This window comes from Brevibacillus gelatini (genome assembly GCF_003710935.1).
GTDB lineage: Bacteria > Bacillota > Bacilli > Brevibacillales > Brevibacillaceae > Brevibacillus > Brevibacillus gelatini.
On the sequence record NZ_RHHS01000045.1, the window covers coordinates 1 to 21,077 of the forward strand.

15 protein-coding genes and 2 pseudogenes are annotated in these 21,077 nt (G+C 45.4%); 4 read left to right on the plus strand and 13 right to left on the minus strand.

Annotated elements, in window-relative coordinates; translation table 11 throughout:
• Window positions 1–141: 141 nt before the first annotated feature.
• From EDM57_RS18395 to EDM57_RS23590, 10 genes are all read right to left on the minus strand, one after another.
• On the minus strand, window positions 142–552 hold the full coding sequence (locus EDM57_RS18395) for a YjdF family protein (protein ID WP_122906152.1): 411 nt from the start codon (window positions 550–552) through the stop codon (window positions 142–144).
• Between the two features lie 509 nt (window positions 553–1,061).
• Window positions 1,062–2,486: a TIGR02679 domain-containing protein gene (locus tag EDM57_RS18405; RefSeq protein WP_122906154.1), complete on the minus strand. Its 1,425-nt coding sequence runs from the start codon at window positions 2,484–2,486 to the stop codon at window positions 1,062–1,064.
• Window positions 2,464–6,768: a TIGR02680 family protein gene (locus EDM57_RS18410; RefSeq protein ID WP_122906155.1), complete on the minus strand. Its 4,305-nt coding sequence runs from the start codon at window positions 6,766–6,768 to the stop codon at window positions 2,464–2,466. Before EDM57_RS18410 ends, EDM57_RS18405 begins: the two co-directional genes overlap by 23 nt.
• On the minus strand, window positions 6,713–7,930 hold the full coding sequence (locus EDM57_RS18415; RefSeq protein ID WP_122906156.1) for a TIGR02678 family protein: 1,218 nt from the start codon (window positions 7,928–7,930) through the stop codon (window positions 6,713–6,715). Before EDM57_RS18415 ends, EDM57_RS18410 begins: the two co-directional genes overlap by 56 nt.
• A complete protein-coding gene (locus EDM57_RS18420; RefSeq protein ID WP_170163472.1) occupies window positions 7,927–9,618 on the minus strand; it encodes a TIGR02677 family protein in 1,692 nt (563 codons plus the stop codon). Before EDM57_RS18420 ends, EDM57_RS18415 begins: the two co-directional genes overlap by 4 nt.
• Before the next feature lie 313 nt (window positions 9,619–9,931).
• Entirely contained in the window at window positions 9,932–10,357 is a 426-nt protein-coding gene (locus EDM57_RS18425; RefSeq protein WP_122906158.1) for an SRPBCC family protein, read from the minus strand.
• Window positions 10,358–10,430: 73 nt separating this feature from the next.
• On the minus strand, window positions 10,431–11,387 hold the full coding sequence (locus EDM57_RS18430; protein WP_122906159.1) for a sigma-70 family RNA polymerase sigma factor: 957 nt from the start codon (window positions 11,385–11,387) through the stop codon (window positions 10,431–10,433).
• A gap of 114 nt (window positions 11,388–11,501) precedes the next feature.
• Window positions 11,502–11,909: an 8-oxo-dGTP diphosphatase MutT gene (mutT, locus tag EDM57_RS18435; RefSeq protein WP_122906160.1), complete on the minus strand. Its 408-nt coding sequence runs from the start codon at window positions 11,907–11,909 to the stop codon at window positions 11,502–11,504.
• 17 nt (window positions 11,910–11,926) lie between these two features.
• Window positions 11,927–15,139: a DUF3427 domain-containing protein gene (locus EDM57_RS18440; RefSeq protein WP_122906161.1), complete on the minus strand. Its 3,213-nt coding sequence runs from the start codon at window positions 15,137–15,139 to the stop codon at window positions 11,927–11,929.
• Between the two features lie 210 nt (window positions 15,140–15,349).
• On the minus strand, window positions 15,350–15,436 hold the full coding sequence (locus tag EDM57_RS23590; protein WP_425455816.1) for an ATP-binding protein: 87 nt from the start codon (window positions 15,434–15,436) through the stop codon (window positions 15,350–15,352).
• Between the two features lie 353 nt (window positions 15,437–15,789).
• On the opposite strand from EDM57_RS23590, the pseudogene EDM57_RS24095 reads away from it, so the two are divergent.
• The 4 genes and pseudogenes from EDM57_RS24095 to EDM57_RS18450 all read left to right on the plus strand — a co-directional run.
• Window positions 15,790–15,846 (plus strand): annotated as a pseudogene (locus EDM57_RS24095) (hypothetical protein); the annotation flags it as partial.
• A gap of 15 nt (window positions 15,847–15,861) precedes the next feature.
• Window positions 15,862–16,569: a hypothetical protein gene (locus EDM57_RS18445; protein WP_246005846.1), complete on the plus strand. Its 708-nt coding sequence runs from the start codon at window positions 15,862–15,864 to the stop codon at window positions 16,567–16,569.
• A 15-nt stretch (window positions 16,570–16,584) separates the two neighbouring features.
• Window positions 16,585–16,647 (plus strand): annotated as a pseudogene (locus tag EDM57_RS24100) (zinc-ribbon domain-containing protein); the annotation flags it as partial.
• A gap of 36 nt (window positions 16,648–16,683) precedes the next feature.
• Entirely contained in the window at window positions 16,684–17,613 is a 930-nt protein-coding gene (locus EDM57_RS18450) for a DUF2628 domain-containing protein (protein ID WP_246005847.1), read from the plus strand.
• Window positions 17,614–17,750: 137 nt separating this feature from the next.
• Here EDM57_RS18450 and EDM57_RS18455 read toward each other — a convergent pair whose 3' ends face one another.
• From EDM57_RS18455 to EDM57_RS18465, 3 genes are all read right to left on the minus strand, one after another.
• Entirely contained in the window at window positions 17,751–18,746 is a 996-nt protein-coding gene (locus tag EDM57_RS18455) for a hypothetical protein (RefSeq protein ID WP_148039126.1), read from the minus strand.
• Between the two features lie 507 nt (window positions 18,747–19,253).
• Window positions 19,254–19,772 (minus strand): DUF669 domain-containing protein, encoded by a 519-nt coding sequence (locus EDM57_RS18460; RefSeq protein ID WP_122906164.1) that lies wholly within the window; start codon window positions 19,770–19,772, stop codon window positions 19,254–19,256.
• 256 nt (window positions 19,773–20,028) lie between these two features.
• A complete protein-coding gene (locus EDM57_RS18465) occupies window positions 20,029–20,298 on the minus strand; it encodes a hypothetical protein (RefSeq protein ID WP_122906165.1) in 270 nt (89 codons plus the stop codon).
• Window positions 20,299–21,077: the final 779 nt, after the last annotated feature.

A 21,077-nucleotide genomic window follows, 5' to 3' on the forward strand; every position in this document is an offset into this window, starting at 1 on the left:
GTAGTTTGAGACAGCCCCTTTCGCTTCGTTCAACTATTGTTTTTCGTTAGCTTCATGTGATACGATTCACCGCACTGCCTATAACGCCAGTTTAAAGAGCACCCCTCTTTGGGTGCCCTTTCTGAGCCTATATAGGTTGGGTTAGCGACCGCGGTGCTTTTCTTTTGCCTTTTTGATTTTCAATTCCCGTTTTCGTTCCAGCTTAGCCAAAAGCTGCTGTTTTGTAAGGGCCCGCCTCTCCCGCTTCCGCTTCTCAAGCTCCAACCGAATAGCTTCTTGCGCATAAGAGGAAACTCCCTTATTCCGCATTTCTTCTGCTGCACGCCTTGCAAGACGCTTGGGATTGATCCTTTTTGCTTCAGAAGGCTTGACAGCTACTTCCTGGGAAAGTCCACTAACTATTTGCATCATATCTCGGCAGACGAACTGCAGAATCTCTTCATCTTTCGGTTCAGTGCCAAAGATATATTTTGCTGCCCGCAGCTTACCTTGAAATTGCTCCTCCAAAACCCCAACCCAATACTGCCCGTCATGAAAAACTGTAAGCTTCATAAAAATCCCCCTCTAAATAAATCGAAACGATGGACATCCCGAGGGGGGAAGGTTACTGACATGCGGTTCCAAGGAGGATGGAACCTGCATGCGTCTGGACTACCAACCAGACCGTGTTTTTTCGTTTCAAAATCATTATATCGAGTTGCCGAATTTCCATCAATTGGTCGAATGTGTTGATAAGCTTACTCCTACACGGTTTTCTAAGAACGTGCCATTACTTACGAAACGTTTCACCGTATCACTTGATATGTTAAACCAAAGAACAAAGGAGCGGCAAAGATTCCCGCCTCTCCTTTGTTTTCTTATCTTTTTCAACTTAATTTACAACTTATTTACTACTTAAAAACCCACTTAAGTTAAAACCCATTTTGGTCGTTTCGATGACCCAGTATTAACAATGGTGCCGTCTTTCTCAACAGCATAGGGATGAAAAACCCTCGCGGTTGCTTTTTCAAAGTCCATAACAGGAAGTTCACCGTATCAGTTTGAGCACGATCATTTTACAGCTATAGTTGAACTTCCCGGCTGACACTCGAATTGCCGACAAGAAAATCCACTATATCGTTGTACAGTTTTTCCAAAAGGGATTCCTGATACACCGGTTTTTGATAGCGCAGTGCGATCTGCAGCGTTTGGATGAAATCTGGCGGAAGAAGTTGACTCTCCTCTTCATGCATCAATTTCTCAAGAGTCTTCCATCTCCTCTCATCGATATAAATATTCTGAGGCACGGATGTGTAATCCTCCGGAGAATAGCGCCATAACGTCACATGTTCCGCCCCGTAACGCCTCCACAACCGAGCGGCCATGTGAAAACCTTCTGGATCAAAATCGCCCGAGTAGAGCAATTGGCATCCTGCCGATACCAACCGATCACAAAGAGCGAGAACAGCCAATGAGAACTGGCCATAAGAACAAACCAGGGGAGGAAGTGGGTCCCCGCCGTACTCTTGTTCCCATCGATCCAAGAGAGAAGAAAATACAGCAGGGTTTTCTAAAATCCACACACGTTTCTGACACCCAACCTCCAAAAATGGCTTAAATTCTGCATATTTGACGACAGTGCGAAGCGGAAGGCCAATCACTTCTTTTTCGCTTCCGACATCCCAGCACCGCTCTGCCGTTTTTTTACCATATCTATTTGCTAGTTTGCCGAAAATCCCGCTCACCACAACTTGCGAAGACAAGTCATCCCGCAAAATACGATGTTCGTACAGGATTTGCGCCATCTCTTCTGTATTCGTCGGTACGTTTTTCCCACTCACGTAACAAAGCGCATAAAGCAATAATCTGCCTGAAGGCGTATTCATGTCAAAAACATGCGGGTTCCCTGTCGTATGAGTAGCCAGCATGGCCAGACGAATATATTCATTCTGCTCCATGCAGCCAAGATGATGCAACGCCTTTGCCACTGTAAGCAGCCATTGCTTGAGATCTTGAGGAGAAGAGTTCCACCATTGCCGAACTGCCATCGCCCCAGTTCCCCGGTGCCGTGACAGTGCCTGGAACCACTTGTGCGCTTGAGGATGGGAATACTCGCCCATTTCAATCAATGCGCAATTCCAGAACTCATTCCATGTCTGCTCTTGTTGAAGTTGTTCCTCCTTTTTGCTGACTACAGATTCCCCGAAATATCCCTCCAGAATGGATAGCAGGTCAACTCCTGAAAATTTTGTTTTCCCTAATCCCTGTTCAATCTCTGTTACACGGATGGACTCATCGGTATTGGGATCAAATCGCCGATTTAGCAAGCCTGTCAGGGCATCTGCCTCTGCCAATGTTATTCCCCGCAGCGTCACTTTTCCTCCCAGATACCCCAAACTCCTGTATTTCCGCTTTATTTCCCGAAACAATCGGTCATATCCCTGGAAATGTGTGCGAAAATAGGTGACAGCTTGCTCTTGAAGTTTACGGTAATCTTCCGGTGTCATCTTCCATCTTCTCCTCTTCCAAGCTGACAGCTACTTCCGATTCTCCCCACTCTTCATTCAACACATGAAACGTGCCGCCGTCCCATAGGTATCGGGCTACGGATACGAAGTCGGCATTTTTGGGGCGTATCAGTTCGCAGATGGCTAGACGGGAAACCGTGTCATAGTCACCCCACAGCGCTTGTGAGTTCATGATGTAGTTAAAGCCCAGTTGCTCTACCAGCATGAACATGTCACGAATGTTGTTTTCGTCCACACCCGCAAACGCTTCGTCGAGAGAGATGATCCTGGGTGCCAACGGGTCTGCTTCCATGTAGCGGGAATAGGCAGCGGAGAAGAGAGGGATGTACATGGCCATTGCTTTTTCCCCACCACTAAATGTAAAGAAGATGCGATCCGTCAACTCTTTGTTGGCTTCCCCTTCTCGCCTGTGAAAGAGTTTAAACGTGAACCAGTGACGGTAGTCCAGGATCCTTTTCATGATTTGATGCAGGGTTTCCCCTCCACTTGCCGGGGAACCGAAAACATCCCGCTTGGCCCGCTCGATTCGGGAACGGAAATGGTTGGTGATCCGTTCGATGTCTTGTTCCCTCATCAGGGCAGGATCTTTTCGTAAATACTCCACCAGTTCAGCCGTGTCCATCTGGGACTCATCTTCCGCTATTCGGGGAATCCACTTCAGGGAAAAGGTAAGGCCACTGGAGCTGTTTCGTTGTGCCATCAGTTCATTCATTCGCTCTACCCATTTTTCCGCGCGATGAATCCGCTGTTTGATTACCCGTCCAACACTCTGTAAAATCACTTCTTCGAATAGTTTCCGATCCTCCGCGGTCAGATAAAGGCGGTGCATTTCGATCTCATGCCCCAATTTATCCAGCAAGTCATAGGGATGACAACGCTTGCCTTCGTACTCCATCAATACAGTCCGCCGCCTTGCTCTTGCTTTCAGATCATTCCAAAGATACCCCAATGACAGTATCTCTGCCTGTTCCTCCCACGCTTCTTCTACATTGTAATCAAGCACGTAATCAAGTGACGGCTGGTACTCCAGCAAGTTGATTTGTCGTTCCGTCTCAAAGACTTTCTGCAGTTGCTCGTTATAGTTATCTCGGTTGCGTCCTGTCATAGCCGCTTGCAGCTTTTTCAGCACACGAAGCGCTACGTCATCCAGCCGATGCAGTTGGCCTTCGATAGCTTCGGTTTCTTCCTTACATTCGTCAATATAACGCCAGAGCCCCAATGCAAATTCGTCAGAGAATACTTTCCACCAGGCGGCCTGCAGTTGTTGATGGACTTCTGCGACCTTTTCGGATTCCGTCAATTTTTCCTGATACTGCTTACAATTACTTTCTGCTTCTCCAATCGCACGCGCTGTGAATTCACGATCCTTGGGAATCTTGCGCAACCTCTCCATGCAATAGCGGATTCTCTCCCGAATCACCTCGGCGCCTTGGGTTGCCAACAAACGTTCAATTGCTTGCAAGCGTTGTCTTTGTTTTTCTACTTCCCCCTGAGCGATATTTTCTTCGCCGCGCAACCGGTCCCACTCATAGATCGCTTCATCCAGCGAGTCTTCTGCCACACGATGTCGCTGAAGCAGATTCAGTTTGTCGCGATACGCGGATTCTAGCATACGCAAATTGTCCATGTAGTCCTGCATCGAACGAAGCGCATGGCGAAGTGTCTCCGTATCCAGCGGGATCGTCAAGCCCGCAGCTGCTTGCTTTAGGAGTTCACGTTCTCTATACAGCCCTTCTATCGCTTCCCGGACTTTTTGATTCCGTTTCTTTACTTCCTCCTGCCACACCTCCAAACGCTGCTTGGACTGTTCCACCGTTTGCAGTGCATCCTGCAGATCTTTTCCGGATGGGAAGCTCTCAAACTCATCGACGAGAAGCTGAAGTCGTTTTTCTGTATCGTTTAACTCCTGCTGAAGACGCTCCCGTTCTTGGTTCAAGTCTTCCAGACGGTGCCTCCAGACAGCCAGTTGTTCCTCACGGTACCTGCGTCTAGCTTCCCTGCCCACATACACCGATTTATCGATAATAGGAGCATGTCCGTTGAGAATACCCATTCCAAAACTTCCGCCTGACGTAACAAACGCGGAAACCGACCGCTCGTCTTTACTTTCCGCCTGAATTGTCTGCAGGACGGCTTCAATGTCTTCTTTACTGACACCCGTCTCTACGACAGGAGTAGGCATCAACCATTCGCTAATCGTATGGGCTAGCAGTTGGGGAGCAGGCAAGATCACCCTGTCTTTTACATATTCAGCCCAAACCTCGATTCGATCGAGATACGATTTGGGGATGATCAACGCATCAAGCAACCCGGCTTCCGTCAATGCGGATTCAATGGCAGCTCGTGTTTCTTCCGGTACTTCTTCGCGAAACTCTACCGCGGCAAACAGGGGCACATGGGGTATCCCTTGTTCACTTAGCCACTTCCTCGCATTCTTGGTTTGTTCGTGACGTGGCGGTTCCGGATCTTTTTTGGCTTGCCACATCTGGTACTCTTCTTCCGCTCTTTCACGTTCCCGGTTCGTTTCCTGTTCCAGTCTTTTCACATCGGCGTATCGATCCCGTAAATCCTGTCGCAATTGCTGATAGGCGTGAACGGCCGGTTCTCTTACGGTTTCGTACATATCAGACGCTTCAAAATGGGAAATCCGTCTAATCGTTTCCCGTACCGTCTCAGGAGGCAACTGCAACTCCCTTACTTCTCCCTGCCATTGGTGCAGAAGGGCAATCAGGTTCTCTTTTTCTTCCTCGACAACTCGCTCCCACTTCTCCTTTTCCCGCTGCAGTTCATCCACCTGCTTTTGGGCATCCCCCAAAGCACGCTCCGCTTCCATGCGAATCCGTTTGGCTTCTTCCGTTTTCAGAGATTGTTCCAGGGTAGATTGCAATTGATCGCGATACTGCCGAGATTCCTTTTGCCACAAATCCATGGAGTACCCTTCCTGTTCCCGCTCAAACTCCCCGCGAGCCATCTCATGCGTGGGAAACCCATTGTCTTCCACTTCCTGCTCCATACTTTCCAGCAAAGCAGCTATCTGATTCTCCGCTTGTCGGGTCTTCGCATGGATTTCATCAATCGTCCTGCGCAGTTGGTTTACTCTCTCCCGCTTGGCTTTACTTTCCTCCTGTTTTTCATCCCAGCGTGACTGTTCCCGCTTCAATTGCTCCAAAACCTCGATCCGCTCTGCTTCCGCTTTGGCGATATCATGCTCCTGCAATCGCTCATGTTCTTCTGCGAGAGTTTGCTGCTCGATTGTCAAAGCTTCCAGGTTTGAGCGTAGCATTGCTAGTTCTTTTTCCTCATGGGCAAGCAGTTGTCGATACTCATCTGCTTTTTTTTGCGAAAGGCGAGCCATATTGACGGCATCAGCCAATCCCTTGGCCTTGTCGTACCAGATATACTTGTTGTATTCGGTGAACTCCCTTGCGATCCGCGTCAACGCCTTCTGATCCCGCTCCAGCTGTTCCAGTTGAAGTTTTGTGCGATCCATGGACTCGATAGCGTCTGACAAGGGGCGCAGCTCTTCATCAGACAGACCGGGCAGGGAATTTTCCAGAATACTATAGATAACTGTTGGTTTAAAATCTTTGGACAGTTTCGGACTGCGCAACTGGATCAGCAACTTTATCAAATCTTCGTAAGCATCCAGTGACGGGAACCCAAACAGCAGTTTGTTCACCATTTCCGCGTAATCGCTTTGTGAGAAAACCACCCGGCCTCCCAGTCCAATCTCCCGCTCCAGCTCCCGTTTTCCCAGTGGAACTCGCTCGTGTTCCTGCGTTTCCGCATTGTACACAAGCCGGTACAGTAGCAGGTCTTTCCCGATTCTCCTGTTGTCCTGGATGGAAAAGCCCCAAAAATCCATCTGTGCGTTGCGTTTGGCCCTCAAGCCGATCCCGATCGTTAAAAATTGAGTGGTGTACGGCTTGCAAAATTCCAGATACAAATAACCGGTTCTCTCCTCCCGACCAGTCACTTCCTTTTCACCCAGCAAGTAATCTTCCATTCGCCTGGCCTTGGAACCAAAGGGGTCCAGACGATCCGGACTCTTTTTGCCATCCAACACAACCGGCAATAAACTTTGCATCGTTACCGATTTTCCAGAACCATTGGTTCCACGCAACAGCAGTTTTCCGTCGGCAAATTCAAAACACTCATCATCGTAGTACCAGAAATTTATCAAACCTGCTCTGGATAACTGCCATCTATTCGCTTCCATCTGTCCATCCGTCCCCTTCCTTCCACTTTTTCTCGTAGTCATTCGGATACCGGGAAACGATTCTTCCCAATCGGGGCATGACCGTGATCAGTTGCTCGTTTTCAGACTGACGAACCAATCCCCATGCCTCCAATTCCTCCAGCACCTGATAAGCCAACTGCTTAATCGACATCTCACGCAGCGCTTTTCCCCATCCGTGTCCATAACGTCCACGGCATTGGTTTAGCAGTTGCTCATAATCTACTATTGTCAACAGAACCAGACCGTCCTTTTGGAGGGAAAACGCTCCGCTATCAATTTGCTCCCGGATGGTACGGCCAAAAAAGAACACCACATCGCTAATCGCTCTCATATCAGGAAATAGCGTGGCTCCCTGTCTTCTCCCATGCTGAACTAGCATCGCATCTTGCCTGTATAACTCCAATGAAAGTCCTACTGTCTCTTCAAAATCACGAGCGATCACGTTCCTCTGATTGCGGAGGTATGTCCAGTCTCCTTCGGCCATGTCTTCCTCGCGAATCCCTGGAGTGAGCAACAATTGCCGGTATACGCGATGTCTTCGAACCAATGTTTCATTCTCCGTGTCAACGATTTTCAGAAGATCTTCAATTGACCTGAATTGCATCAAATCACGTGGATACGCCCGCAAGAAATATTTGACCAAAGGTGTAGCCTCATACAGGACATCGGCGTGTTCCGATGCCGCAAAACCCTGATCGTCACCGTCCACAACAAGAAGCAGTTCCCACTCGCGGGCAAGCTGCAAAACGCGGACAAGTGACTTGCGGTGATCATAGTTCGTCCAATCAACCGTACCCGGACCTGGATAGGAAACCTTTACTTCCTCGCATATGTCAGAGAGCAGGAATTGTTCGTCGACGCTTTTTGCCTCCAGATAGGCCATCAGCAGACAGAAAAACACGTAATCCCGTACATCTCTTAGCCCCGGCAATCCCATCCACGGTTGGATGTGTCTGCTTACAAACTTTTCCAACTTTACAAATTCATAATGAATCAGAAGACGAAACCCTAGTTTCTCATTAAAAAACGGTCTAAGCACGTGTTCGCGGTCTCGAACCGCCTGATACCAGTTCATGTCGCTGCGTGGAATCCAGAACCGCTCCAGCAATTCCCTGGCAGCTTGTTCGGCCAGCTCATCAAAACGGGGCACATACCTCGTATCGGTACGCTGCGGCTCGTTCATTTCTTCACCTTGCCTTCATCCATAAAATAGATCACATAATCAGGCATTTCCAATACACCATCGGTACACTGCAAACGAACCCGTTCTCCTGTACCTGATTCAATCAACTTAAACCGTCGGCCATCGTCTGTCTTTCCTTCTCTTGTAGGTGACGCCATGCTTTTTCCGATCCAGCCAAGCAAGGTTTGCCGGACAAATGGTTCCACAATCGGAAGGTCACGGACACTCACCCGAGCCCCTGCGAATACCTGACGCAATCTGGCTTGTTGGTCGGCCTTCTGTTTCAAATATTCCTTAAGCATGGCTTTTTTCTCCACGCTTTTCGGTTCGATCTTGCTCGGCCTCGTTCTCTCACGGTAACCTTGGATACGAGGTTTCACCGCAAAATCGGCAGGCTGCATGTCCCAGATGGTGGAATGTATGTCCTCAGTCATCTTGGGCGTATCCACCCAGATGTGCCTCATCTGGGAAATACCGAATACTGCCGCAGACAAACAATGCGCCTGATTCACATCTTCCAGGTTAGAAAACCAGTTTGCCAAATAGAGGTAGTCCGCTCTGCGGCTCCGCATGCTGGATTGACGTTCTCCCATCCGTTGGGCATAACGGGCAATACGGCGTATCGCTTCATTCGTCTCCCGCTGCAAATCTTCAAGGTCACTCCCTCGGCCGCTTCCGTCCCCCAGAAACCATTGCCGAATTCCTTCCCACTGATCGAAATAGCGCTTTACGATATCTTCCTGGGACAAGACCGTCTGCTCAAAACGAGGGATTGAGACTTCATACCTCGCTACCCGATGCAAAATGTCGTTCAACAAGGCATGATCGACCTGGGCGAGCATGCCTTCAATTTGATAAGAACTGCGCTGCAGTCCCATCATGAAGCGTCGAAGATAATCGGTCACTTTGTCTTTATATAGAAGAAACTGTTCTGTCATCATTGCATCTTCGACCTGTAAACTATCGAGACTTGCCATATAGTCTCGCGCATTATTCGTCACCTTGCGAAACTGTTCATACAATTCCGTCCACCAGTGATACAGTTTCTCTTCGCTCCAATCGTCCATCTCATACCTTGGACGCTCACCAAGTTTATGAAAGGAAACAGGCGCCAGTCTGGTCAAAAATTTCAACGTTTCCACCAGCTTCTCAAACTGGGTAACTTCCAGGGATCCACCGTACGTATCGCCCATCTCCTCCAGTTCTTCGATCAGGCGCTCAAATTTGATCGTATAAGGTGTTGCTTGATAGCGATACCTTTTTTTCTTGAAATCTTCTATTTTGTTCACCTTGCCGGACTGTTTTCGCTGCAAGTTCCCCCATTCATACAACTGCTGTAAATCAAGTTGAAGCAAGTCTTCGGTGTACATGGACGCCTCATTGGGGTCCATTCGCTCTTTGACATCCTGCAAAATTTCTTCCGGTCTCAACCAGTAGCGAAGTCGCTGCTGTTGTTCGTAGAAATAACGCAAGATTGACCTGTACCGAGGGGCGTTCTCCACCGCCAAGTATTTCGCCTCTGTCACCGCTTTGTAGATGTTGATCGGTCTTTTTTTTGACATGAGAGAATTCCTCCCCCGAATGATTCTATACGAGAAAACCAATATTTCAATAAATTTCCATTGGCAATGATTACAGATTATCAGGGCAATCCTTCTCCCTATAGGTGTTGCTTTGATTATTATCATACCATCTCTTCCAAGCCTACTGGATAGTTTTGTAAAGAACCACTTGTACCCTGTAGCTGGAAAGATTGCAACGAAACTGGAACATGTGCTCTGAAAGTGAGGGGGATGATATCCATAGCAATTGACGATCGATAAAAAACCGGGCAAAGATCTCCGATTCATACTTAATTGCGCTTGAGACGCTTTACCGATGGAAAATGGCTTCATCTGCATCGTTAGTCCTGAAATGATCGTTCAAGTCGCCATTTATGATACGGTCCACCGGGCCAACCCAAAGCAAATGAAAATGGCGCCCGATTGGACGCCAGCAGCATTAGTGAGTTTCCGTATATTTTTTGAAATTGTCCAGAATCGCTTGCCAGCCCGCTTGCTGATACTCAACGGGGTGAATGTCTTCCGCGTCGAACGTTTCAACGACCTCGGTTTCGTTTCCTCGGGCAATGAAGGTGATCTCAACTTTTCTCCCGTCCCCCATTGTGTATGCGATTTCCTCATGTAATTTCACGACATCGTATGTTCCCCCAAAATCAAAGCCCATACTGCCATCTTTCGCTTCCATCCTGGTGACAAACTTGCCGCCGACCCGCAAATCATTTTCCGCTCTTGGCGCATGCCAATCATCCGATGCCTGATTCCACTTCGTGATGTGTTCCGGCTCGGTCCAGTACTCCCATACCTTTTCCACCGGCGCCTGAATGACTGCCTGTACAGTTGCTCTCTTTGGTTTGCCAGTTCCCATTTTAAAGTACACCTCTTTCATCAGAATCGGATTTTTGTCTCTCATATCATTAGACGAAATACTATTGTGAAATTCATCGGTGTATTTGTTCGGGAAGCCCAAATCGAGTAAATAATTTTGCGTGAATGAAATTTTGGGTGTGCAAAATTTTACCGTCTTTTATTACCAGGACGTGAATGCCCCAAGGCACCAGGATGGATTTATTGTCACTTGGCATATATTGCGCAAATGCGGGATAACCGCCATTCACCGTAATCGGCAATAATCGGGAGCCTTCGCAATGCCAACGAGTTGCTGTAAAAAACTTGAACAGATTGTCCTTGCCGCGGACCCACATCTCGAAAGGCGGCATGGACAGGCACCCCTCTTCATGAAACAACGCCACCAGCGCATCAATATCAAATTGTTCAAAAGCATCCACATACCGCGAGAGCAGCTCTTGGTCCGGTTCGGCATCCATCATGCAGAGCTCTTCGGAGCGAAGCTCGGCCCGGCCCATCGTCTCTCGCGCTCTTTGCAAGGCACTGTTAACGGCTGCAGGCGTTATCCCTAGCGCCTCCGCGATCTGCTTTGCGGACCACTCGAACACATCCTTCAAAATAAGCACGGCACGTTGGCGGGGAGGTAGTGTTTGCAGAAGGGCAAGAAAGCAAAGCTGCAGCGTATCTTTCCGCACCACTACATGTTCCGGATCACCTGCAAAATCTGGAGCAGGCCAAATCCATGACGATTCAGGCAACGTCTCGCGAGGCTCGATGATCGAAACAGCCGGATCAAATATGTCAACAGGAAGGGCACGGCGTTTGGCTTGCCTCAGCTTGTCTATACATACGTTTGACGCGATGCGGTAGATCCACGTTTTGCGCGAAGATTGTTGCCTGAATGAATCCCACCTCCGCCAAACGCGAATGTAGGTTTCCTGAACTGCATCATCCGCGTCTACGATCGATCCCAGCATCCTATAGCAGAACGATGTCAATTCCGGCTTTAGCTTTTCAAAGATTTCAAGATCAAGTGAGGATTCGTTCATCTTAGGCCTCCTTTTGGGTGATTGCCTGATGACGATCTAGGTTCGTGCTACATTCGATAAGTACTTACAAATTTCCTTTGAAAAGTAGTAAATGTCATGCCCGCTTATTATTAGCTATCTTGGATTTTCAAATGATTCCTTCCTTAGCTTTCTGATTGTCGGTAAATCAGCTGGAGCCCATTCCAACTTCATCAAATCCTCATGGCCAACCCACTCCAGCTTTTCATGCTCTTTTGGAACCGGAGTGCCTGAAATCACTTTAGCGAAATAGGTAATCAATCGAACCGCTACTGTTGGGTATTCATAAACATCATCCGTAATAAATTCTCCTACCTTAATCTTACATCCGAGTTCTTCTTCAATCTCGCGAACAAGTGTCTCTTCCGGTGTTTCCCCCTGCTCAATTTTTCCGCCAGGAAACTCCCACATGCCTGGCAGAGACATCTGCTGCGATCGAAGTGCACAGAGTATTTTCCCTTCTTCGTTTGTAATAACAGCACCTACTACGTCAACTTTTTTCATGATTGACTCCTTTCCGTTTAGCGGACAAAATCAAGGAAGATATCGTATGGGAGTTGTTGTTTCAGCCTCCATGTGATGTTCATTGGGTTATCACCGTGGCTACTTATATATTCTAATTCACCTACGTACATAAAGGGTAATGTTTTACCATGCATACTTCCAAACTTCCGGACAAATAAATGAATGTGAATACCTTTCTCCTGGTGGTGAATATAATCTTTCCCTCTTTCAGAAGAGTGGGAGGTTTGATTCGCACTTTGCCAATGGAAGTGATTCTGATCTATAAAGTAATCATGGTAATTAAGATGTTCCTCTGTATCTTCACCTTTATTTAAGGTAACAAAGTACAAATAGTGGTTGTCCACCTTACTAATCCCTTCTCGCCAAGAACCTTCCTTGGCTGGAGATTGGAAAAGATACATGAGTTCATTTCTCGTATAGTTCTGATACAGTTGCACTTGCTGCTGGAAATGGAAATACGAATGGACGTGGAACGTTCTACGGAACTCAGTCAATCCATATTCCAATCGTTTCTGAACGTATGCGCTGAATTGCTGCTGCACCCAAGTGCTTTTAATGAGGTCATCCATAACAAAGGTATCGTCTTGAACTGATCCGAAGGACCACTTCTGTCTTTTATATGGCTCTGATAGTTTTTGCATCGAACGGAGAATATAACCCTGGTGCTTGGTTTCATCTACCGTTATTCCAAACTTCTCACTAAGGAACGCTGCCACTTGTGACACATTCACTTGCTCATATCGTGTTGCCAAAGAGAGGATGGCTAGTTCATACGGCCATTTCACTGGATACATCTGCTCGATCCGTTGAATAATTTCCAGTTCTAAGGGGAGAGTAATTAGTATTTTGTCCCACTCGTTACAATCGTCCATCTTCTTTTTCGTTTCCACCCAAGATCCATATTTCTGAATAAAAAAATGTAATCCGGGAGCCACAGCTGAATAAAGGAAGTCCTCGATTTCAGGAGATCTCCCTAATTCCTTTTTGAACTCTGAATAAAGATTGGCTAGCATTTGACTTTGATCCATACGAATACTTTTTATTTTCTCTAATATCTGTTGACGAGTGATTTCCTCGAGATCAACAAAGCAGCCGTCTGGAAGATTAGCAAATTCCGTTTGGATCGCTACACGTAGAGCATCCCGATCAAAAGCCCGATGGTTTGTTTGACCTGCCAATGCAAGCGGGATAATAAATGATTTTTGGTAATTTCCGATGAAATCTAGAATGGTAACGTATTCTTTCCCTTCCCATTTTCGCAATCCTCGCCCCAACTGTTGGATAAAAATCGTTGGTGATTCGGTTGGTCTTAAAAATAGCACAAGATTCAATGAAGGAATATCGATTCCCTCATTAAAAATGTTGACTGTGAAAATGAATTCAAGTGGATCATGCTCACTTTCTAAGCGCTGAACCATTTCTTCCCGATAATGGGGAGCATCCTCACCTGTAAGATAAATGGCCTGGTATCCCCTTTGACAAAATTCCTCTGCCATAAACCGGGCATGTTCAATAGAGGCACAAAACCCTAGTGCTCTGCGTTTTTCTCCGTCATGACCAAACTTCCTGATCATTTCTAAAACATAGTCAACTCGTTCATGCGTCTTTAGGGCACTAACTAACGATTCCTCAATAAACTGCCCATTCTTTATATCCACTTTTTCATAGTCAACGGTATTATCCGCCAGTCCAAAATAATGAAATGGTGCTAGCAGATTCTCTTCCAAAGCCTGATGAAGGCGAATTTCATACACGACATTATAATCACACAGCGCTAATACATCTTTACCGTCCATCCGTTCCGGGGTTGCAGTCAGTCCCAAAAGAAATTTTGGTTTGAAGTACTGGATGATTTTTTTGTAAGTATCTGCTTCAGCATGATGAAACTCGTCTACGATGACATATTCAAAATAAGTGGGATCGAATTTGTTGAGGATTTCCTCACGATGTAAAGACTGTACCGTGCTGAACAGAAAAGGTTTATCCCACTCTTTCGTGGTACCCGTAACTTTTCCCATAAAGTCATCTGTACCAAATACATTAGCAAACGTTTTCTTTGCATTTTCTAGCAGTTCGTCTCGGTGTGCCAAGAATAAAAGGGTTCTTGCTTGAGCTTGTTGTACATCAAAGGCGGAAAGATACGTTTTCCCCGTACCGGTCGCCGCGATAACGATTCCTTTTGTGTTTCCATTCTCTCTTGTTTCCCGAAGCGCTTTTAATGCCTTTTCCTGCATTGCATTCGGTGTTAACTGGGTTTTATGATTAACCATGTAGAGAGCTTTTGATTCAGCTGCTTTCATGGGGTTTTGTATTTCTTTTCCCTTTTGATAAGAAAATGGATTTAGTGGTGAGGTGTTGGGTGAACGAGATGCCCGGTAAAAGTCCTCATACTGGCTGATAAACGCTTCCGTCAACGGAACGGCTCGTGCATCATTCCACAAGTCTTCAAATAACTGTCGCGCATGTTGGTAGATGGGAGTATGATGAGCATCTGGCAATTTTACATTCCATTCATATCCAGAACTGATTGCTGCTTTTGAAAGATTGGAAGAGCCGATTATTACTGTATGTAAGCCTGATAGCCTTGAGAATAGGTATGCTTTCGTATGGAAAGATGTATGACCCGATTGGAACATCCGCACCTCAACGTGGTCCATTTCCATGAGCCTTCGTAAAGCTTTTGGCTCTGTGATAGACATGTAAATAGAAGTAAGAATGCGAGCTTTCTTACCTTTCTTAAGAAGTTCATCGAAGGGACGTAATAAAAGCTGTAGTCCAGACCAGCGTATAAAGCTGACTATAAAATCTGCTTGGTCCGCTGTTTGTAACTCTGTTTTTAGTGTTTTAAAGAAGTTATGAGTATTCTTCCCTTGATTGGTAATCAACATAGGGTTGGTGAAAAATAGCTCTGGGTAGATGCTTGGAAGTACGCTCTCGTCATAACGATAGTGCACGGCTGATAAGGGCGAGTATAAGTCTAATTGAGAATGCATATCTATTTTTTGATCGATTTCTCGGATAAGGTTGAACATTTCTATGTACTTTTCGTCACTTGCTAGTTCATGAAGTACGTTCCCAATACGCTGAGCCATTAGTTGTGTTAATGCATTCGCGTAATTCCGCGGGTGGATTGGGGTTACACGGCTATTTTTAGGGTATTCTTTGTTTTTTCGGTATAGCTCTTCAAAAAAACCTTCTAGAAACGACATAAGAGGTGCTCCTTTTGGTTGGATTACCTCCTAGTTTACTATATTTTGGTGATAGTTCGGCAGATTTGTACCATTACGGCTAAGCCTTGTCAACTTCTACTTTATTTTGACCCACCCTCGCCAGTTTAGAACTGACCCACTCGGCGATTTTTTTGGTTAGGGGGGTGAGGGAGAGCCGTAGGCTCCAGTCCTCATTTTTTCATGAAGTCGTTAACTATTCCCTCTAATGTTAACTATGTGGGAATGGTGTAAGAATCGATCTGGAATAGCTGTAGCAAGTACCGGTACCGTCCAAATCTACGTAATCACACAGTCCCCAGTCGACTTGTGCGTATTACCGGGTTTCGTCTCGTAACGAAGAACAGCAGGAACTTGTTTGGGAGGACGTAAATCCTTCACATAGTCTTTCAAGATAGTACGTCCCCCGGTATAGCCCTTTTCTCGTAGAAGATCGAATAAAACCTCGCAGTTATAGATACCTTCTTGAAGACGTTCCTCCAGGAACGGTTTATACGGATCAAGCTTGGAACCACGAGATTTACGGGTTCCTTTTTCGGGAAAGAATTTACCTCGAAGATATCGACGAACTGTATTTCGGGAATGCCCCGCAAGGCGACTCTGTTCTCTACTGGGCAGTTTTAAATGGAAATATCGAATTAGTACGTCTTTTACTTGATGCAGGCGCTGACCCAAATGGGAAGTACCGAGATGGTTCTACTGCATTGCAAGTGGCTGAGCCGTTTCCTGAGATCGTTACTCTATTGCATTCTGCAAAGGGCAAAACAACAACAAGTGACACCAATGCTACAGATATTGAAAATCTACCGAGTATAACTCTTGAACTAAAAGGCGTAGACTCTAGCTTAGAAGAGATTTTCAGGAAAAACTTCTCCATTGTTGAAAAAGGACACAACAATTTGATTTATCGGAAATCTGAGATCGTTCAGAAGCTAAAAGAGGCATTCCCTCAAGATCGACCTGACTTGGCAAATGCTAAATTAACTTATGACGCTGCCAGTAATGAAGCTTATTTTACCTTTCAGTACTCACCAAATCCACAGGACTTGGACACGAACTATAATAAACACTTCATGGATGTAAAAATCGCTTCTTACTATTTCATCGAAGAGTCCCTTATTAGCTATTTTCGTCAATGTCAGCAGGAACTATCGCAGAAGGGTATTCAGATGAAGATCCCAAGACGTTATGTTGTCTTTTCTGCCAATGATAATCAGTACCTCCTGTTAAATAGGGTCGCTGACTTTAGGATTGAACTGGTTGTAAAACTAGCTGATAAACAGCATCCCACATCCTTTTTTGCTAATCTTGCTACTGGGACGCTAAAAGTAACCGTGGAAAAACCTCAACGTCAAGGTACTGGCAAAAACAGTCCAGAAGCTGATCTTATAGCTTTTTTCAATGCCCAATAAGGAAGTAATCTGATAATGCGGTGTACAAATTGCGGAGTTACTATACCTGACAATGCCCGATTTTGTTCTTCATGCGGTCTACAAGTTCCGTCTGAATCAGTATTTGAAGAGACTGTGGCAACGACGGCTCAGGAACTACCACTTTTAGATGAATCAACTAATCAAGCCATATCTGTATCCCAGTCTGAACATATGATTCTGAATCAAGATGAAGCTTTCCGGCTATTTATCGGGCATAATGCTGATTATTACCTGTCAAAATGGTCAACTTCATCTGACTCAACCAAAAGGGCAGGTTGGAACTGGGCTGCCTTTATCGGGAATGTCTACTGGATGGGGTACAGGAAGATGTATCTGCAAGCACTCATTCTTACTGTTTTTTACATCATTGCTTCCGAATTTCTTTTCTCCAATGCCCTGACTGCCTCCATACCTATCATGCTTATCTGTGGTTTTCTTGGCAACACCGTGTATTATCAATATGTGAATAAGAAAATCACCAGCATTAGCAGCCTATATCGAGAACTACCCACGCAACGAGAGAAAATCAAAGAAGCTGGAGGCACCAGCTGGAAAGGTATCGGTGTTGTACTCATACCCGTTATTGTTACTGCTCTATTTTTGTCTAATGGTTACATGAAAGTAGACGAGCAACAAGTAAAAAGCATGGTTCAATTTTATGAACGAGAAGGCTTTCGTTACCAAGATGGCGGGGAGACTTTCTTCCTATTTATGAAATCACCCTTTGGTTTTTCCCTTGCCCTTTCTGGAAAAGACCTCAGTAAAATTGAATCAGCCAACGCTTACATCCCACTTGGAGCAGATGCCAACTGGATTTACACTGGTGCAATGATTCGTGGCTTTTTCGATGATGATCGAACTGTAGAACAGGTGAAAAGCTGGGTATCAAAGCAGTTCCAAATATTTAGAAGCGAAAGATACTTTCCAGAACCAACCAAATACATACAGAACAAATACGTCAAAGTACTCTCTGTTGACCCTGGTACAGTCATGCTAATCAACTCCAGCAAAGAAACTGATTAAAAACATAATGAGGGAACCGCTCATCTTGAGTTGGTTCCCTTTTTGCTTAGCTTGCGATCTGCTCAGCATTTCTCTTGTTGACCTCTTCTTGTATCAAATCAGCTAGGAGCTTAATAAACAACAGATATTGTTCTTTCTCATCCCATTCTGTCATAGCTTGGCTCACTCCTTACCAGTCTTGATCTTCTTTTGCTTCTGTTTCTGGAACAATGGTAGGGTCCAATGGTGTAGGTTCCGTTCTTACACTGCCAAGTAATAAATTGATGTTGTTCCAGTTCATCTGCATACCTAACCAGATTTTGTACGGCTCTATTACGATTTTTGCCAATCTTAATCCCCAGCATGGAAAGTAGTGTATCTTCCCTACGAATGAAAACGGGATTAGGAAATACCATGACTGTCATGAACAGATTCTTGGCCCCATTTGAAAGAATAAGATAATCTGGTGTATATATTCGAATGAGGTTTCCCCACTGGACATTGTGTAAATAGAGTCGCCCCCATTGAGTCGCAAAATAGATATTGTACACGATACTACGGTTACTCCCTGTCCCTATCTCAAAATGGAGTAGCGTTCCATTAATCGGAACATCAAGTGTTCCCTTTTCAGATCGTACCTTATAGATTCCCTCCACTCTCATCTGTGAAAGGCGTTGTAGGGAACGGGTAATGGTAGTTGTAGGAAGCTGTTTATTTGTCACGTTGCCGAGCCGCTTCCGTATTTGTTCTGGAGTAATGCCTATCGCAATGGCTTTTCCATCATGCCATAAGTCAAAAATGTCTGAGGAATCTACTATTTTTAACTGGGCACCTGACAATGATTCATCGACCCACTCCGTAGGGTCTGGTGTGGCAAATGGGCAATGTATTTCCTTTATCTCTGCATAATGGGTCGTGATCGCACGTAAAACATCTAGATCATTTTGCGTAATTTCTTCGTACTTTCCGTCTATAAAAGGCAGTTGTAACCTTATCTCCTCTTTATTACTGGATTGGTATACTCGTTCTGCTGGCAAATTTCCTTTAGAAAGCCTGCCCCGATTGCCGCATAGATTCATGGCATCCAATGCTCGCTCACTCAAGAGATGAAAAGCTAGATGCCCTCTTGGCTTGCTTGAGGATATAATTTCCATATTATGCACCCCGATACTGTTTTTGATGATAATGAAAAAATCAAACAATCTGGCAATATATCTTATAAAGTTAGGCTAGGCACTTCCCTGCATTCTTACGGAAGCATACCTTCCTCCCAATATCTCCACGTCCTGATTCCCCACTGATTGCATTACCTTTCACAAGTGGAAGATTTACGAGGACAGGTGTAGAAGGTAAGCGGACAGGTGGTGGATGTAAGAGGGTAACTGGAGGATTTACGAGGAAATCTGCCCCTTTCCCCATACGGAACGGCAATAGGTGAATCCTTAAAAGAGTTTAAAAGAGAAAATAAAAGAGAAATAAAAGAGTTTTACTGATTCCCCTGCGGGGTGGGGGCTGCGCCCCCATGTCCGCTTGGTTTTCTCTTCTTTTTGGGACTGTATGCTCTCCTGTACCCTCTCCAGCTCCCTTTCCTCTCAGAGCTACTTTTTCCCGTTCAGCGGTAATAGGGCTGGTATCGCCCGTTCCCCCGCTGATCCCAATTTTTAAGGCTTCACGCAACCTTTTCCTGTTTTCTGGCGAAGAATCTCTTTGATTCTCTCTGCTATCTCCTCATCTGTCTCATCATCGGATGCAGGAATCTCGGTATCTTCACTGAGTTCTAGCCCTTGTTTGTACACACTGATACGCTCCCGAATTCTGTCAGGATTTTTATTGTCCGGCTCATTAACTACCTTAACCTGTACAGGTTTATTCAATATAAGGTCTCCAAACTGCTCCAAGGAAGTAATTTCTAATTCATCCGAGAACCCTGCAGCCTTTGCCACCATTTCAAATTTGTACATAGCATTCTTTGTAAGAGTCAGATTGTCGAATAGCTTACGATTTCTATATGGTTGGTCAACATCATCTCGGATTGTAAGCATGAGTTTTATCCCTGGGTTACCGGTTCCGAAATTCGTAACTGTTGCTCTAATTATCAATGCTTCATAGACTCCCTCAGGAATAGGAGTAAAACCGCCACCTCCTTCACTTGTAAATCCATTAATGTTGAACTTTGCCATACTAATCAACCTCCACAATTTTGTATTTGTAGACGGAAAATAGAGCGGTCATTTTGTCGTACAAAACGTAGCCCAATTAAAAAATCCATCTTTCTACTAAAAGCACGAAACTCAAAATTTACTCCCTCGTACTATGACCAGTGTGGAGAATACTGGGCTGAGCGATTTGGTAATTTTTATATAGAGATGTAATAAAAAGTAATTATTTACCTTTCATTTCCTCTATCTTCCTTTTATTGCATAATTGAAGCCGCCCTTATGGACGGCTTTGGTCGGTAATCATTGTAAACCTTTCCTCCAGTGCTTTTACCTTCTGGATAACTTCCTCGGTTTCAAAGACTTTGAGCAGAATATTCGCCAGATAACCAATCGAATTGGCACTTTTACTGTCTATCTCGCCATTCCGCAGCTCATTGATGGTATTGTTGAGCAGCCGCTTCACATCACTGGCAGACTGCACATATACATTCCGCTTCTTCGGCTTACTCTCTTCCGCTTTCACTGGGATACGCACAATATTGCTCATTCCAATTCCACCCTTCCATTGCTTTCGTTACTCTTTAAAATCAATCTGTATCTGATCTCCCTCTTCAGCACATCACCAGACCGATTTTAAGATAGGAACTTTGTAGGCGATCTGCCTCGACTGGTATGTTTTATCGTCCCTTACCGTTTCGTTGAAAATTGCCCTATAAGTCCCTAGGAAGTCCTGCTTATCACACCTCATCCACATACTAATGATATGATCACGGCAGAATCACCTTGCTTTTCACCTGCTCGATCTGCTCAGATCGGAAGCCCCCAAACCAATTCGGCTCCGATTTGGCGATTTTTTTCCTATCGACTTGCCTAGCCGATTGGTTCGGTCAAGGTGTTCCGTCGTCAGAAATTTTTTCTGCGAAAATCGGCTACTTTCTCTTTATCATGAGCGGCACAACCCATCCCGCTTATCTGCCACATAACGGGGGGATGGGCTTACAATTCCAATACCCAGCATAAGAAAAAGGCAAGTTTCTCATGGTGAAAAACCTGCCTTTTTTGATGTGGACTGTGTATTGTTTGAACTCGTTTCCATCATGGGCGGTACAGCTGGCATGGTAGTACCTAAGGAAAACATAAGTTTCTTATCCAGTAAAAAGAAAAATTTAGGGGGGTTACTTCTCCACTACAGCCGCTATTGCTTTCAACAGAGTCGATGTTTCGGTACGATTCAGCTTCTTCCCATGAAGCACTTTGTCAAATATCTGCTGTAGTGCCGCTTGATTCCCTGACCGTTTCGGCTTATTGAGAGCGTAAAAAGTTTTG